Origin of the sequence: Paraburkholderia sp. USG1, assembly GCF_031570135.1 — a bacterium.
GTDB classification, from domain to species: Bacteria; Pseudomonadota; Gammaproteobacteria; order Burkholderiales; family Burkholderiaceae; genus Paraburkholderia; species Paraburkholderia dioscoreae.
The window spans coordinates 42,042-57,066 of record NZ_JAMWXW010000018.1 but is presented as its reverse complement, the minus strand read 5'-3'; the positions used below and the strand labels follow the sequence as shown (position 1 = coordinate 57,066).

Sequence of the window (15,025 nt, the reverse complement as noted above, 5' to 3'; positions counted from 1 at the left end):
TTTCCGTCCAAGCGCCTTTCACCTTAGTAATCCCACTGTCACATCCGTTTCACGGTAAGTCACGTTTTTGTCACAAAGAGACCCTAAGCTTCGCGGTGTTCGTATTACTCGCTCACACCGCTCACACCTTGGAGGTCTCATGAAATTGATGCACACCGTGTTCGCTGGCGTCGCTGGCGCGCTTTTCGCGATCGCAGCGCAAGCCGCAGACATCACCGGCGCGGGCAGTACCTTCGCAGCACCGATTTACACCAAGTGGGCTGACGCCTACCAGAAGTCGGGTGGCGGCAAGGTTAACTATCAGGGTATCGGTTCGTCGGGTGGCGTGAAGCAGATCGTCGCGAAGACCGTCGATTTCGCTGGTTCGGACGCTCCGCTGAAGGACGACGAGCTGGCCAAGGACGGCCTGTTCCAGTTCCCGACGGTGGTCGGCGGCGTGGTGCCGGTCGTCAACGTGCCGGGCGTGAAGCCGGCTGAACTGACGCTGTCGGGCGAAGTGCTCGGCGACATCTATCTGGGCAAGATCAAGAAGTGGAACGATCCGGCGATCGTTGCACTGAACCCGAAGGTCAAGCTGCCGGATACCGACATCGCCGTGGTTCGCCGCGCCGACGGTTCGGGCACCAGCTTCATCTGGACGAACTACCTGTCGAAGGTCAACGCCGACTGGAAGTCGAAGGTCGGTGAAGGTTCGACGGTCAACTGGCCGACGGGCACGGGCGGCAAGGGCAACGACGGCGTCGCGGCCTTCGTGCAACGTCTGCCGGGCGCAATCGGCTATGTGGAATGGGCGTACGCGAAGCAGAACCACATGACGTATGTCGCACTGAAGAACTCGTCGGGCACTGTGGTCGAGCCGAAGACGGAAACATTCAAGGCAGCGGCAGCAGGCGCGGACTGGTCGAAGTCGTTCTACCAGATCCTGACGGACGAGCCGGGCAAGAACGCATGGCCGATCGTCGGCGCGACGTTCGTGCTGCTTCACACGGCACAGGACAAGCCGGCGCAAGGCACCGAAACGCTGAAGTTCTTCGACTGGGCATTCAAGAACGGCACGCAAGCCGCGAACGATCTGGACTACATCTCGTTGCCGGATTCGGTCGTGTCGGAAATCCGCACGCAGTGGAAGTCGAAGGTGAAGGACGCTTCGGGCAAGGCAATCGCCGAGTAAGTCAGGCGCACAGCATCCGCAGTACGTAACACGTTGGCCGTCCTCTTGTGGGGACGGCCAACGGCTTTAACCCTCCGGCACCACCGGCCGCACGACACGTGTCATACGGCAACTGGAAACAGGTCCATCAGGCTCTCATGTCCGATATCCAATTAGCGTCCGGCGCGAGCAGGTCCACCCCGCCCGGCAGCGCATCGCAGCAGAAAGCGCCCAGCCGAGCCGGCGACGTGATCTTCGGCGGTCTCGCGCGCCTCGCCGCCATCGTCACCCTGTTGCTGCTCGGCGGCATCATCGTTTCGCTGATCGTCGCGTCCATGCCGTCGATCAGGCAATTCGGTCTCAGCTTCCTGTGGACCGCCGACTGGGATCCACCCAGCAAGCAGTTCGGCGCCCTGGTGCCGATCTACGGCACGATCGCCACCTCGATCATTGCACTCATCATCGCGGTGCCCGTCAGCTTCGGCATCGCGCTTTTCCTGACTGAACTCGCGCCCGCGTGGCTGCGCCGGCCGCTCGGCATCGCGATCGAGCTGCTCGCCGCGATTCCGTCGATCGTGTACGGCATGTGGGGTCTGCTCGTGTTCGCGCCGATCTTCGCGACGTGGTTCGAAAAGCCGCTCGGCGCCGTGCTCGGCGGCATTCCGGTAGTCGGTGCGCTGTTTCAGGGCGCGCCGATCGGCATCGGCATACTGTGCGCCGGGGTCATCCTCGCGATCATGATCATCCCGTACATCGCATCGGTAATGCGCGACGTGTTCGAAGTCACGCCGGTACTGCTGAAAGAGTCGGCTTACGGCATCGGCTGCACGACGTGGGAAGTCATGTGGAAGATCGTGCTGCCCTTCACCAAGAGCGGCGTGATCGGCGGCGTCATGCTGGGCCTCGGCCGCGCGCTCGGCGAGACCATGGCCGTGACGTTCGTGATCGGCAACACCAATCTGCTCGATAACGTGTCGCTATTTTCGCCGGGCAACAGCATTACGTCGGCGCTCGCCAACGAATTCGCCGAAGCGGATCCGGGGTTGCATACGTCGGCGTTGATGGAACTCGGCCTCATTCTGTTCGTGATTACTTTCATCGTGCTGGCGATTTCGAAGATCATGCTGCTTCGCCTCGAAAAAGGGGAGGGCGCGAAATGAGCCAGCCCACTTTGAATATGCCGGGTTCGACCGACGCCGCCGCGCTCGAAGCCATGCGCGTACGTCTGCAAGGCCGCCGCCGCATGAAGAATGCGGTCGCGCTGACCTTGTCGCTCGCCGCGATGGCGTTTGGTCTGGTGTGGCTGATCTGGATTCTGTACACGACCTTGCGCCTCGGCGTGGGCGGTTTGTCCGTCGAACTGTTCACGCAATCGACGCCGCCGCCGAACACCGACGGCGGTGGCCTCGCCAATGCGATCGTCGGCAGTCTGATGCTGGTTGGGCTCGCCACGTTCGTCGGCACGCCGATCGGCATTCTGGCCGGCGTGTATCTCGCCGAATACGGCCAGAGGGGTTGGCTCGCGAGCTTCACGCGGTTTATCAACGACATTCTGCTGTCGGCGCCTTCGATCGTAGTTGGTCTCTTCGTGTACGCACTGGTTGTCGCGAAGATGGGCCACTTCAGCGGCTGGGCCGGCGTGTTCGCGCTTGCGTTGCTGCAGATTCCGATCGTGATCCGCACCACGGAAAACATGCTGAAACTGGTGCCGAACGCGTTGCGTGAGGCAGCCTTCGCACTCGGCACGCCGAAGTGGAAGATGGTGCTGTCGATCACGCTGAAGGCTTCGATCGCGGGTATCGTCACCGGCGTGTTGCTCGGCGTGGCGCGTATCGCGGGTGAAACCGCGCCGCTGCTCTTCACGGCGCTGTCGAACCAGTTCTTCTCGCTGAACATGGACCAGCCGGTCGCGAACCTGCCGGTCACGATCTACAAGTTTGCGATGAGCCCGTTCGCGCAGTGGCAATCGCTCGCGTGGGCCGGCGTCTTCCTGATCACGCTCGCGGTGCTGGGACTGAACATCCTCGCGCGCACGATCTTCACGAACAAGTAAGGGCGGAGTGTAATCCGATGAATATGGCAGAAACTCAACTCAATCCGATCGCGCGTCCCACCGCGCCCGCCGGTTTCGACCCCGCCCAGAGCGGTCAATCGCAAGCGCCGTCGCGCCCGAAGATCGAGATCAACGACCTGAATTTCTTCTACGGCAAGTATCACGCGCTGAAGAACATCAACCTGCAGATTCCCGAAGGCAAGGTGACCGCCTTCATCGGTCCGTCGGGCTGCGGCAAGTCCACGTTGTTGCGCACACTCAACAAGATGTACGCGCTCTATCCGGAGCAGCGCGCCGAAGGCGAGATCCTGATGGACGGCGAAAACCTGCTGACCACCAAGCGCGATATTTCGCTCTTGCGCGCACGGATCGGCATGGTGTTCCAGAAGCCGACGCCGTTTCCGATGTCGATCTACGACAACATCGCGTTCGGCGTGAAGATGTTCGAGACGCTGCCGCGCTCGGAAATGGACGACCGTGTGGAGTGGGCGCTGACCAAGGCCGCGTTGTGGAATGAAGTGAAGGACAAGCTCGGCCAGAGCGGCTACGGTCTGTCGGGCGGCCAGCAGCAGCGTCTGTGCATTGCGCGCGGAATCGCGATCCGTCCGGAAGTGCTGCTGCTCGACGAGCCGTGTTCGGCGCTGGACCCGATTTCCACGGGCCGTATCGAAGAGCTGATCGCCGAACTGAAGAGCGATTACACGGTGGTGATCGTCACGCACAACATGCAACAGGCGGCACGCTGTTCGGACTACACTGCCTATATGTACCTCGGCGAGTTGATCGAATTCGGCGACACCGAAAAGATCTTCATCAAGCCGGTCCGCAAGGAAACCGAGGATTACATCACTGGCCGCTTCGGCTAAGTCGCCGAGCTAAAAAAGGGAGTACGACATGTCCGACAAACACCTGTCCAGCCAGTTCGACGCCGACCTGAATCTGGTTTCCTCCAAGGTGCTCGAAATGGGCGGCCTGGTCGAATCGCAGATCGTCAAGGCCATGCAGGCGCTCAACGATTTCGATCTCGACGTCGCCGAACAGGTGATCGCCGCGGAAGAACGCCTGAACGCAATGGAAATTGAAATCGACGAAGAGTGCAGCAACATCATCGCGCGCCGTCAGCCGGCCGCGCGTGACCTGCGCCTCCTGATCGCGATTTCGAAGACCATCACGAATCTCGAGCGTGCCGGCGACGAGGCCGAAAAGATCGCCAAGCGCACCAAGCGTTTGATGGAAGACGGCGCTTCGCGCACCATCAACATCGCGGAAATCAAGCTGTCGGGCGAAATGGCGGTGTCGATTCTGCGCCGCGCGCTGGACGCGTTCGCGCGCCTCGACACGGTCGCCGCCGCGCAGATCGTGCGCGACGATAAGGCAATCGACGAAGAGTTCCGCGCTTTCGTGCGCAAGCTGATCTCGTACATGACGGAAGATCCGCGTTCGATCTCGGTGGGCCTCGACTTTCTGTTCATCGCCAAGGCGATCGAGCGGATCGGCGACCATTCGAAGAATATCGCGGAGTTCATCATTTACATCGTCAAGGGTACGGACGTGCGGCACAAGTCACGCGACGCGCTCGAACGCGAAGCACTCAGTTAATCCAGATATAAGGACCAGAGGTGCCGATGCCCAGCAGCATTCTCGTCATTGAAGATGAGCCCGCCATTTCCGAATTGATTTCGGTCAATCTTCAACACGCCGGACACTGCCCGATTCGCGCGTACAACGCGGAGCAGGCGCAGAACCTGATCAGCGACGTATTGCCCGACCTCGTCCTGCTCGACTGGATGCTGCCGGGAAAATCGGGCATTGCGTTCGCGCGTGATCTGCGCAACAACGAGCGCACGAAGCATATCCCCATCATCATGCTGACCGCGCGCGGCGACGAGCAGGATAAGGTGCTCGGCCTCGAAATCGGTGCCGACGACTACGTCACCAAACCGTTCTCGCCGAAAGAGCTGATGGCGCGCATCAAGGCGGTGTTGCGCCGCCGTGCTCCGCAGTTGACCGAAGACGTGGTCGCGATCAACGGTCTGAAGCTCGATCCGGCAACCCACCGTGTGGCCGCGCATGCCGAAGGCAGCGAGATCAAGCTCGATCTCGGCCCGACCGAATTCCGTCTGCTGCATTTCTTCATGACGCATCCGGAGCGCGTGCACAGCCGCACGCAATTGCTCGATCAGGTGTGGGGCGATCACGTATTCGTCGAAGAGCGTACGGTCGATGTGCATATCAAGCGTCTGCGCGCAGCGCTTAAGCCGGCCGGCTGCGATGCTATGATTGAGACGGTACGCGGCAGCGGCTACCGGCTCGCGAAGAGCGCCTGAGCGACGTTCACGGTTGCGGCGTGCGGGCCGCACGCGCCGGATACGTCATCGTCGCAACGCTTTGTCACCCTTCGCAATGTCAGGCGCCGTGATTCACATTCCGGTGCATGGGCTTTTCTCTTCGATCGCTAGACCATGAACATCATCTGGGCGCGCTCCATCGTGTCGGTCGTGCTGCTGGCTGTTCTGTGCGTGGTGGTCGGCGCACTCGTGAACGTCAAGACAGCGCTCGTTCTTGCGATTATCATGCTGCTCGCGCAGAGCGTCTTCAGCACCTTCCATAAACAGCGTCTGTGGCGTTTGCTCGACGCGCCAGTCTACGGCGAAGTGCCGAGCGCTCCCGGCATCTGGGGCGAAATCTACTACCGTTTGCACAAGCTCGCGAAGCGCTGGCACGCCCAGGTGCGCCAGGTCGAGCAGCAGCATTCGCGTTTCATCCAGGCGATCCAGGCTTCGCCGAACGGCGTGGCGATGCTCGACGATCATGACCAGATCGAGTGGTGCAACGCCATCTCCGAACTCCATTTCGGGCTGGATGCGAAGCGCGATCTGCGCCAGCACATCACGCATCTGGTGCGTCAGCCCGATTTCGTCCGTTACCTGAATTCGCATCGGTACGAAGAGATGCTGATCATGCGCGGCATGGGCGACAAGCGTCAGAACGTGCTCTCGGTGCAGGTGTTTCCGTACGGCGAGAACCGCAAGCTGGTGCTTTCGCAAGACATCACCGAACTCGAGCGGACCGACGCGATGCGGCGCGACTTCGTCGCCAATGTTTCGCATGAGTTGAAGACGCCGCTCACCGTGCTCTCCGGTTTTCTGGAGACCATGCGCGAGTTGCCGCTGAGCGAGGGTGAACGTTCACGCTATCTCGAACTGATGGAGCAACAGGCTTCGCGCATGCGCCATATCGTCAACGATCTGCTGGTGCTCGCCAAACTCGAAGGCGACAACAAGCCGCCGAGCGATCAGATGATCGACATGCGCGCGGTGTTGCGGCATCTGCGCGACGACGCGCAGAGCCTGTCGAGCGATCATCACAAGATCGTATTCGATGTCGACGAAGGACTCACCGTCACGGGCGTTGAAACGGAAATTCTCAGTGCATTCGGCAATCTGGTCACGAATGCGATCCGCTATACACCGGACGGCGGTGCGATCCGGGTGTCGTGGCACGCACAAGGCGGCAATGCGGTGTTTTCCGTGACGGACAGTGGACTGGGGATTCCCACTGCGGACATTCCGCGGCTGACCGAGCGCTTCTATCGCGTCGATCGTAGCCGTTCACGCGACACCGGCGGCACGGGTCTCGGTCTTGCGATCGTCAAACATGTGCTGCAGCGTCACGACGCACAGCTCGACGTGAAGAGCGAAGAGGGACGCGGCAGCACGTTCACGGTGCGCTTTCCGGTGTATCGCACGGCGCGCCGGCAACCGGCGCCGGTTTGAGCGCCCATGTATCGTTTGCATTGGTTCGTCGGTATGCTCGCGTAGCCCACCGTGAGTCGATTGAGCGTTTAATCGACTCAAATCATGAGCGGATACCATCTCCGTCCTGAATTGCCGCATGCAGGTGATTTTGGGGCTGACGTTGCCCGCCGCCGGGAAAGCTCCTTTCAAAGCGCGGGAAGGAACGTGCTCGACGGCGTGTGGCGAGTGTTGTTGCCAACTCACAACTCGCCGAAGCGAGCCTGATCATCACGAACAGAATTTCCCCAGCAGACTCATCTGCGCGTTGCGCGAAGACTTGCCCGGTCGGCGGCGCCGGTAATGGCCGTCGCTTTGCATCAGCCAGGCGGACTGATTGTCACCGAGAAATGCCGACAGACCTTCGGCGATCACACGCCGCTTGAGGCGCCGGTTGTTGACCGGGAACGCGACTTCCACGCGCCGGAAGAAATTGCGGTCCATCCAGTCGGCGCTCGACAGATACACCTGTTCCCGGCCGTCGTCGTAGAAGTAGAAGATGCGGTGATGTTCGAGAAAGCGCCCGACGATCGAGCGCACGGTGATGTTCTCCGAGAGGCCCGCCACGCCCGGCTGCAACGAACACACGCCGCGCACGATCAGATCGATTTTCACGCCGGCCTGCGCGGCTTCATACAACTCGGCGATCACCGTGGGTTCGAGCAGCGCGTTCATCTTCGCGACAATGCGCGCTTTCTTGCCGGCGCGCGCATGCTCGGCTTCGGCGCGAATCGCCTCGACCAGTTTGGGATGCAGCGTGAACGGCGACTGCCACAACTCGTGCAGCTTCAGTTCGCCGCCAATGCCGGTCAGTTGCTGGAATACGTGATGCACGTCTTCGCAGATTTTCTGATCGGCGGTCATCAGGCCGAAGTCGGTGTAAAGACGCGCCGTACGCGGATGATAGTTGCCGGTGCCGAGATGGACGTAACGCTTGAGCGTGGTCTTGCCGCCGGTCGACACGCGCCGCACGATCAGCATCATCTTCGCGTGGCACTTGTGGCCGACTACGCCGTACACGACGTGCGCGCCGACCGCTTCGAGCTGCGAGGCCCAGTTGATGTTGGTTTCTTCGTCGAAGCGCGCGAGCAGTTCGACCACCACCGTGACTTCCTTGCCGTTGCGCGCGGCTTGCATCAGCGCGTCCATCAGCGGCGAATCGGTGCCGGTGCGATAGATGGTCTGTTTGATGGCCACCACGTTCGGATCTTTGGCGGCTTGCAGCAACAGTTCGAGCACCGGTTGAAAACTCTCGTACGGATGATGCAGCAGCACGTCGCCCTGATCGATCACGTCGAACATGCTGGCGCTGTTGGCGATCTGCGGCGGAATGGCGGGAATGTGCGGCACGAACTTCAGATCGGGGCGGTCCACCATCTCCGGCAACTGCATCAGCCGCACCAGATTGACAGGGCCGTCGGCGTAATAGCAGTCCTTGTCGGAAAGGCTGCTTTCGTCGAGCAGGCGCCGCACCACATGTGTGGGCGTTTCCGCCGACACTTCGAGCCGCACCGCGTTGCCTAGATGCCGAGCCGGCAACTCACCCTGCAACGCGACCCGCAGGTTGGTGATTTCATCTTCGTCGACGAACAGTTCGCTGTTGCGCGTGATGCGAAACTGATTGCAACTGCGCACGACGAGATTCGGAAACAGTTCGCCGACAAAGCGTTGCAACAGCGAACTCAGCAGCACGAAGCCATGCGGGTAGCCGGATAGCTCTTGCGGCATGCGCACGAGCCGCGGCAGCGCACGCGGCGCCTGCACGATGCCCATCATCGCCTGACGGCCGAACGCGTCCTTGCCTTCCAGTTCGACCACGAAGTTCAGGCTCTTGTTGAGCACGCGTGGAAACGGATGCGCCGGATCGAGACCGATCGGCGTGAGCACCGGCAACAGTTCGTCGAAGAAGTAGTTGCGCGCCCATTCGGTCTGCGCTTCGTTCCACGCTTCGGTGCCGTGAAAATAGATGCCTTCCGCTTCGAGCGCGGTGAGCACCGTGTCGTGCAGCATGGTGTATTGACGATGCACGAGCTTCTGCGCGCGTTCGACCACGAGGTCGTACACGTGCTGCAGCGACATGCCGTCCGGCGACAGCGCGCCGGGGTTGTCGCGCATCTGCTCCTGCAGTCCGGCCATGCGGACTTCGAAGAATTCGTCGAGATTGCTACTGGTGATGCAGATGAAGCGCAGGCGTTCGAGCAAAGGGACGGCTGGGTCGGCAGCTTGTGCCAACACACGCTCGTTGAAACCCAGAATGCCCAGCTCGCGATTCAATAAGGGGTAGCGGATGGACATCGGCAGCGAGAATGGAATGTCAGGAAGAGAGGCGGAAAGACGCTCGGAAATTCTCACAGTATGATGACGTTGTTATGACATTCTCGATCTTTTAAATTTTACGCCGGATTCGCTGCGTGTCGTCAATATGACGCAGTTCATATGGGACCATAGTTCCCCCCAACGCTGCGAGGTGACATCGTGAGGTCCGGTACGCTTAGAATGGCGTCTTTGAACAGCGCGGCCGGCCAGAAGGCGTCCAGGGCGTCGAATGGACATCCGGCTCCCAATGCATCCACCGCCGCCGCGCTTGCGCGCATGGAGTCCGCTTACTCGATGGTCACTACGCCACAACTCCTCGCTGCCGTCGATCTCGGCTCGAACAGCTTCCGGCTGATCGTCGGCCGGGTCGAGGAAACCGACGCGGGCAGCCAGATTTATCAGGTCGACGCCTTGCGCGAACCGGTCCGTCTTGCCGCTGGCCTGTCGCGCGACAAGATGCTCGACCGCGCTTCGCAGGTGCGCGGCTGGGACGCGCTCAAGCGCTTTGGCGAGCGTCTGCGCGACTTTCATCCCGATCACGTCCGCGCGGTCGCCACCAATACGCTGCGCATCGCCAAGAACGCCGGCGAATTTCTCGGCGAGGCGCAAGCCGCGCTCGGCTTCCCGATCGAAGTGATCGCCGGACGTGAAGAAGCGCGCCTGATCTATGCAGGGGCCGCACACTCCGTGCCCGCGAGTCCCGGCAAACGCCTCGTGGTCGATATCGGCGGCGGCTCGACGGAATTCATCATCGGTTCGCACTACACGCCGATCAAGATGGAGAGCCTGTATATCGGCTGCGTGAGCCATAGCCGTGCATTTTTCCCGGCCGGCAATGTCGACGAATACACCATGCGCCAGGCCGAGCTTGCCGCGGGGCGCGAAATCCAGATCATTTCCGCCGAGTACAAGAAAACCGGCTGGGAGCAGGCGATCGGCTCGTCGGGCACGGCGCGCGCGCTCGCTGAACTGGTCGAGGCGAACGGCTTCAACGACGCGGGCATCACGCACGGCATTTCGCGCGGTGGGCTCGAACGGCTCAAACGCGCGCTGATCAAGGCGGAGAACGTCAATCGGCTGAAGCTCGTCGCGCTGAAGGGCGATCGCATTCCGGTGCTGGCCGGTGGCCTGTCGATCATGATCGCGGTGTTCGACGAACTGGGCGTCGAATACGTCGACACCACGGACGGCGCGCTGCGTCTGGGCGTGCTGTACGACCTGCTGGGCCGCTCGCAACACGAAGACATGCGCACGGTGACGGTGGAGGGCTTCATGCGCCGCTATGGCGTGGATCGGGCGCAGGCGGGGCGTATCGGCGAACTCGCGGTGCGCTTTTACGATCAGTTCGCGGAACCCGACGAGGAGCGCCGTGCGGAAAACCGCATGTTTCTCGGCTGGGCGGCAGCGTTGCACGAAATTGGTCTGTCCATCTCGCATAGCGCGTATCACAAGCATTCGGCCTACATTGCCAGCAACGCGGATATGCCAGGCTTTTCGCGCACCGACCAGGCGCGGCTCGCCGCGCTCGTGCTCGGCCATGCGGGCAAACTCGGCAAGCTCTCGCAAACGCGCGAAGTGGAGTGGCCGCTATTGTTCTGCCTGCGACTCGCGGCGCTGCTGTGCCGTCGGCGTGCCGATGTCGGCTTGCCGGGAATTTCGGTGGCACAGGTCAACAATGGTTATGAGGCGCGTTTGCCGAACGAGTGGGTGGGCAACAATCCGCTTACCGACTACAGCCTGATTCAGGAGGCCGCGGAGTGGGAAAAGGTTGGCATTCCGTATCGTGTGGTCTATACGGACGATTGAAGCCGCTTAAAGCCTCGTGCGAGGCGCATGAATGAGAAAGCCCGGCATGTCGCCGGGCTTTTTTTACGGCCGTTAGCCCGTTCAGCGCGGCAAGGCGTCGCCGAGGAAATGGCGAGCGTAACGTGCATTGATATCGGACAAACGGAACAGCGTCAGAAAGTCCGCGGTATTGAAGTCGGGATCCCATGCCGGTGCGCCGCAAATCTTCGCGCCGAGCCGCAGATAGCCCTTCACCAGCGGCGGCGGTGCCACTTCGGCACCCGTTTGCAATTCATCCACCGGTAGCGGCGTGTGCGGGAACGCGCGATATTCCGGCGCCGTCAGCGCGTTGTCGCGCACCGAGCAATACAGATTCGCCGCATAGTGGCCGCCGTCGACCATCGCGACGCTCGCGCAGCCGAGCATCGTCTCGTAGCCGTTGTGCTTCATGTAGGCGGCAAGGCCCGCCCACAACGACATGATCACCGAGCCGCTGCGATAGTCGGGATGCACGCATGAGCGGCCCACTTCGACCATCTTGGCGCGCAGGTGCGTCAGGCGCGACACGTCGAATTCGCTTTCCGCATACAGGCGGCCGATGCGCGCGGCCTGATGCGGCGGCAACGCGCGATACGTGCCGACCACTTTCAGCGTGTCGAGATCGCGCACCAGCAGGTGATCGCAGTAGGAGTCGAACGGATCGACGTCGAGCCCCGCAGGGCCCGTCAGGCGTGCGCCCATTTCGTCGGCGAACACGCGGTAGCGCAGACGCTGAGCCTCGCGCAGTTCTTCGTCGGTACGCGCCCACGTAACCTGCAGACGATGCTGGGCGGTGACCGTTTCTTCGGCGCGCGGCAGACGGCGCGACTCGAAGATCGAAGCGAGGGGCAGGGTAGGCGTCGGCAGTTCTCGCATGGGGGATCCTGGTCGAAAAAAGGGAGATTTCTTTTTTCGCCAATGTAGTAACGCCTGGTGACGCTCGCATGGCAAAGCCATGACGATTGGATGACTGTGCGTAAGCTGCGTGCCTGCGGCTTGTAATCTCGCGACTGGTGTCGGCAAGTGTTGTTCCCGCGCGAAAGGCGGGGAGTGGCGCGCTGGTCCGGCGCGGTTGGAGCGCCGGGACGATGTGGTCCCGGCGCAGTGAGATGAGGTGCCTGACCGATGCGAGCGGCGCGGCAGCGTTCGTGCGCCGTGTGGGCTGGCGCAGGCCCGGTTGAACCGGATCAGACCAGATCGGGGCTTATCGCGGCGCGCAGCACGGCCTGGTCGTCGCCGTCGCGTTCACGGCTTGCAATCCACCATACGCCGGCTTTCTTGAGCGGCCAGCTTGCTTCGCTATTGCCGAGCAGACGCGCGGCAACATGGCCGAGCGTTGGTTGATGGCCGACTATCACCACCGTTTGCGCGACGCCTCCAGGCCATCCGGCTGCGTCCAGCACATTGTCCGCGCTCGCGTTGGGCGCGAGTTCGCGTACGACGCGATACTGGTCGCTCAAGGTCTCGGCGGTCTGGATGGTGCGCACAGCCGGACTCGCGAGCACGAGGGCGTCGTCGGGCAGCCGCGTGCGCAGCCATTTGGCGACGTTTTGCGCCTGCTTGCGGCCCCGGGTGGTGAGCGCTCGCGCGAGGTCGGTGCTGGCAATGTCTTCGGCTTCGGCGTGACGCCAGAGAATCAGATCCATGCGTGTCTCCTTGACTCTGGTTGCGGCGCTTGAGCCTGCTCAGGCATGCGCCGGGTTTCGATCACTGTCGCATGCGGCGTCGTGCGGCCGCAAGGCGATGGTTCAGGCGAATCATTCAGGCGGACGTATTTTTGGGAGGACTGTAAGCGCCACCGCCTGCAAGCGCCACCGCATATCGCAAGGGCGAACCCAAAAAGCAAAAACCCGCGAAGCCGAAGGCTACGCGGGTTTCATGTTGCTTTTCGTGGTCGGAGCGAAAGGATTCGAACCTTCGACCCTCTGATCCCAAAGCAAAAAAACAACGCTTCCGATGCTGTCCGATACGCTCCAATAAACTCCCGCTATCCCAGTACTGGCAAGGATTACAGCCGATTTGTGTTGTCCCATGTTGTCCATCTCGTTACACTGAAATCCAGACTTTTTTCGGACACGGTTCGGACACGGGAGAGCGGACAAATGGGAAACCTTACAATGAAAGCAGTTGAAAGCTTGGGCGGCGATAAAGCGGTATCGGACGCAATGCTCAGAAAAGCCAAGCCGCGCGACAAGCCCTATAAGATCATGGCAGGCAACGGCTTGCAATTACGGGTGGCGACAGACGGCGGCAAATCATGGCTGGTGCGCTTCACCGTCAAGGGCGGGAAAGAACAGCAATACCGGTTGCCTGAAAACTACGGCAGTGGCGATGGTTACCTGTCATTGAAAGACGCACTGGCCCGCGCTGCGCATATTCAGGCGCTGGCACGCCAAGGTATCGATTACCCGGCGTCACTCGTTGATGCCCGCATGGAAAAAGAAAAGGCTCACATTCAGGCACTAACTGAAGCCCTCGCCGTTCAAGACCTATTCAACATCTGGATTGGCGAAATATCTGTAAAACGTGGAAAGAGGGGGCGCGGTGATGGTGGCAGAGAAACCACGCGGGCACTCGAAAAAGACGTACTGCCGTTCATTGGAAAGACGTTATTGACCCAAATCACAAAAAACGATGTGCTTGCAGCAATTCGACGTGTTAGTGACCGGGGCCACAATAGATTGGCGGTAATGCTCCTGCGCGACACCAAGCAGATGTTTCGCTACGGTGAAAAGAATCAGCCTTATAAACGGTTGCTAAGTGAGTCTGACATTTTGTCGATTGACGACGAGGATGTGATTCACGGCGAATATAACAACGTGCGCACGCGCGTTCTCAGTGCAGAGGAAATCGTGTTGTTACGTGACAAGATGCCAGACAGCGGATTAACTACTGTCGTCAAGGCCGCGATATGGGTAATGCTGGGTTGCATGACGCGTGTGGGCGAAACTGTAGCGGCTCGCTGGGAGCACGTCGATTTGCAGGCCCGCACTTGGTCAATTCCGAAAGAAAACACAAAGACTCAAACCGCTATCGTGGTCCACCTGTCAGATTTTGTGCTGCGGCAGTTTAAGGCGCTATGGGTTTCACGCGAAAAACTGGACGTTGAAAAACGTAGTGACTGGGTATTCCCGTCTCGCACTGACCGCGCAAAGCCACTGAATAGTCAGACCGTGGGCAAAGCCCTTGCCGACCGCCAGCGGGGTGACGGTGAACCGATCAAAGGGCGCACCGAAAAGACGGACGCGCTGAAACTTGCTAACCCGGAAACATGGAAATGTCATGACTTGCGGCGTACCGGGGCAACGCAAATGCAAGTCGCCGGAATTAAGCCGGAAATCGTGCATCGCTGTCTGAACCACGCACCGATTAATAAGCTGGATGCCGTGTATTTGCTGTTTGAATATGAGGATGACATGAAAGCCGCATGGTGTGCCCTAGGTGACAAGCTGGATGCATTGCTTGGCAATAATGTGATTGTCGGTAATTTCGCACAGTCGGCCTGATTATCTTGACCGTATCGGACAAAACCGTCCTATAATGGAATCCTATCGCAATGGAGTGCGTAAGGCGTAAGCCTAGGTTGTCCCGCAATGGGTCGGCTGCACTCCGGCGCAACATATCCCCTTGCGGATTACGCCGGTTCATTAATAGGCGCTACTGCGTCCGTTTTGGATCGGATTATGGCTATCTCTATTGAGTTGAACGCTATAGGGCGTCTACGCGCTAAAGACGTGATTGGGCTGTTGCGCGTATCTAAATCGACGTTTTATCAGGGTATTAAAACAGGTCGTTACCCAAAACCCGATGGTCGGGACGGCGGCATGGTGTATTGGCGTGTCGAGACGTTGCGCGCATACCTGAGTGGGGGTGTGCAATGAACTCCAC

Annotated in this window: 12 protein-coding genes and 1 tRNA gene; 9 read left to right on the top strand and 4 right to left on the bottom strand. The window is 60.4% G+C overall.

Going from position 1 to position 15,025, the window contains the following annotated elements:
* The first annotated feature begins 139 nt into the window (after window positions 1-139).
* The 7 genes from pstS (at window position 140) to phoR (ending at window position 6,979) form a co-directional block, all read left to right on the top strand.
* Window positions 140-1,171: a phosphate ABC transporter substrate-binding protein PstS gene (gene pstS / locus NE850_RS23265; RefSeq protein ID WP_007181022.1), complete on the top strand. Its 1,032-nt coding sequence runs from the start codon at window positions 140-142 to the stop codon at window positions 1,169-1,171.
* A 137-nt stretch (window positions 1,172-1,308) separates the two neighbouring features.
* Entirely contained in the window at window positions 1,309-2,310 is a 1,002-nt protein-coding gene (gene pstC, locus NE850_RS23260) for a phosphate ABC transporter permease PstC (RefSeq protein WP_007181023.1), read from the top strand.
* Complete coding sequence (pstA, locus tag NE850_RS23255) at window positions 2,307-3,203, top strand: phosphate ABC transporter permease PstA (RefSeq protein WP_007181024.1); 897 nt, start codon at window positions 2,307-2,309, stop codon at window positions 3,201-3,203. Before pstC ends, pstA begins: the two co-directional genes overlap by 4 nt.
* A gap of 17 nt (window positions 3,204-3,220) precedes the next feature.
* Window positions 3,221-4,069, top strand: coding sequence for a phosphate ABC transporter ATP-binding protein PstB (gene pstB / locus NE850_RS23250; protein ID WP_007181025.1), 849 nt, complete (start codon window positions 3,221-3,223; stop codon window positions 4,067-4,069).
* Between the two features lie 28 nt (window positions 4,070-4,097).
* Window positions 4,098-4,802 (top strand): phosphate signaling complex protein PhoU, encoded by a 705-nt coding sequence (gene phoU, locus NE850_RS23245; RefSeq protein WP_007181026.1) that lies wholly within the window; start codon window positions 4,098-4,100, stop codon window positions 4,800-4,802.
* A 26-nt stretch (window positions 4,803-4,828) separates the two neighbouring features.
* The gene (gene phoB, locus NE850_RS23240) at window positions 4,829-5,530 is read left to right on the top strand and encodes a phosphate regulon transcriptional regulator PhoB (RefSeq protein ID WP_006051991.1); all 702 of its coding nucleotides are present in this window, start codon (window positions 4,829-4,831) and stop codon (window positions 5,528-5,530) included.
* Window positions 5,531-5,665: 135 nt separating this feature from the next.
* Complete coding sequence (phoR, locus tag NE850_RS23235) at window positions 5,666-6,979, top strand: phosphate regulon sensor histidine kinase PhoR (protein ID WP_007181027.1); 1,314 nt, start codon at window positions 5,666-5,668, stop codon at window positions 6,977-6,979.
* Window positions 6,980-7,228: 249 nt separating this feature from the next.
* Here the strand turns inward: phoR and ppk1 are convergent, their stop codons facing one another.
* Window positions 7,229-9,292 carry a polyphosphate kinase 1 gene (gene ppk1, locus NE850_RS23230; RefSeq protein ID WP_007181028.1) on the bottom strand — a complete coding sequence of 688 codons (2,064 nt, stop codon included), beginning with the start codon at window positions 9,290-9,292 and terminating at the stop codon, window positions 7,229-7,231.
* Between the two features lie 201 nt (window positions 9,293-9,493).
* On the opposite strand from ppk1, the gene ppx reads away from it, so the two are divergent.
* Window positions 9,494-11,119 carry an exopolyphosphatase gene (gene ppx, locus NE850_RS23225; RefSeq protein WP_035517967.1) on the top strand — a complete coding sequence of 542 codons (1,626 nt, stop codon included), beginning with the start codon at window positions 9,494-9,496 and terminating at the stop codon, window positions 11,117-11,119.
* Window positions 11,120-11,200: 81 nt separating this feature from the next.
* Here ppx and NE850_RS23220 read toward each other — a convergent pair whose 3' ends face one another.
* The 3 genes from NE850_RS23220 to NE850_RS23210 form a co-directional block, all read right to left on the bottom strand.
* Complete coding sequence (locus tag NE850_RS23220; RefSeq protein ID WP_007181030.1) at window positions 11,201-12,013, bottom strand: GNAT family N-acetyltransferase; 813 nt, start codon at window positions 12,011-12,013, stop codon at window positions 11,201-11,203.
* Window positions 12,014-12,324: 311 nt separating this feature from the next.
* Entirely contained in the window at window positions 12,325-12,783 is a 459-nt protein-coding gene (gene sixA, locus NE850_RS23215; protein WP_007181031.1) for a phosphohistidine phosphatase SixA, read from the bottom strand.
* Window positions 12,784-13,028: 245 nt separating this feature from the next.
* Window positions 13,029-13,113: transfer RNA gene (locus NE850_RS23210), tRNA-OTHER, on the bottom strand.
* 126 nt (window positions 13,114-13,239) lie between these two features.
* On the opposite strand from NE850_RS23210, the gene NE850_RS23205 reads away from it, so the two are divergent.
* Complete coding sequence (locus NE850_RS23205; RefSeq protein WP_310699453.1) at window positions 13,240-14,643, top strand: tyrosine-type recombinase/integrase; 1,404 nt, start codon at window positions 13,240-13,242, stop codon at window positions 14,641-14,643.
* Window positions 14,644-15,025: the final 382 nt, after the last annotated feature.

Excerpts from the sequence above, each read along its gene's own strand:
- ppk1 (WP_007181028.1), bottom strand. The coding sequence starts at position 9,292 with ATGTCCATCCGCTACCCCTTATTGAATCGCGAGCTGGGCATTCTGGGT.
- phoB (WP_006051991.1), top strand. The coding sequence starts at position 4,829 with ATGCCCAGCAGCATTCTCGTCATTGAAGATGAGCCCGCCATTTCCGAA.
- NE850_RS23205 (WP_310699453.1), top strand. The coding sequence starts at position 13,240 with ATGGGAAACCTTACAATGAAAGCAGTTGAAAGCTTGGGCGGCGATAAA.
- pstB (WP_007181025.1), top strand. The coding sequence starts at position 3,221 with ATGAATATGGCAGAAACTCAACTCAATCCGATCGCGCGTCCCACCGCG.
- phoR (WP_007181027.1), top strand. The coding sequence starts at position 5,666 with ATGAACATCATCTGGGCGCGCTCCATCGTGTCGGTCGTGCTGCTGGCT.
- ppx (WP_035517967.1), top strand. The coding sequence starts at position 9,494 with ATGGCGTCTTTGAACAGCGCGGCCGGCCAGAAGGCGTCCAGGGCGTCG.
- pstS (WP_007181022.1), top strand. The coding sequence starts at position 140 with ATGAAATTGATGCACACCGTGTTCGCTGGCGTCGCTGGCGCGCTTTTC.
- NE850_RS23220 (WP_007181030.1), bottom strand. The coding sequence starts at position 12,013 with ATGCGAGAACTGCCGACGCCTACCCTGCCCCTCGCTTCGATCTTCGAG.
- pstA (WP_007181024.1), top strand. The coding sequence starts at position 2,307 with ATGAGCCAGCCCACTTTGAATATGCCGGGTTCGACCGACGCCGCCGCG.
- phoU (WP_007181026.1), top strand. The coding sequence starts at position 4,098 with ATGTCCGACAAACACCTGTCCAGCCAGTTCGACGCCGACCTGAATCTG.
- sixA (WP_007181031.1), bottom strand. The coding sequence starts at position 12,783 with ATGGATCTGATTCTCTGGCGTCACGCCGAAGCCGAAGACATTGCCAGC.
- pstC (WP_007181023.1), top strand. The coding sequence starts at position 1,309 with ATGTCCGATATCCAATTAGCGTCCGGCGCGAGCAGGTCCACCCCGCCC.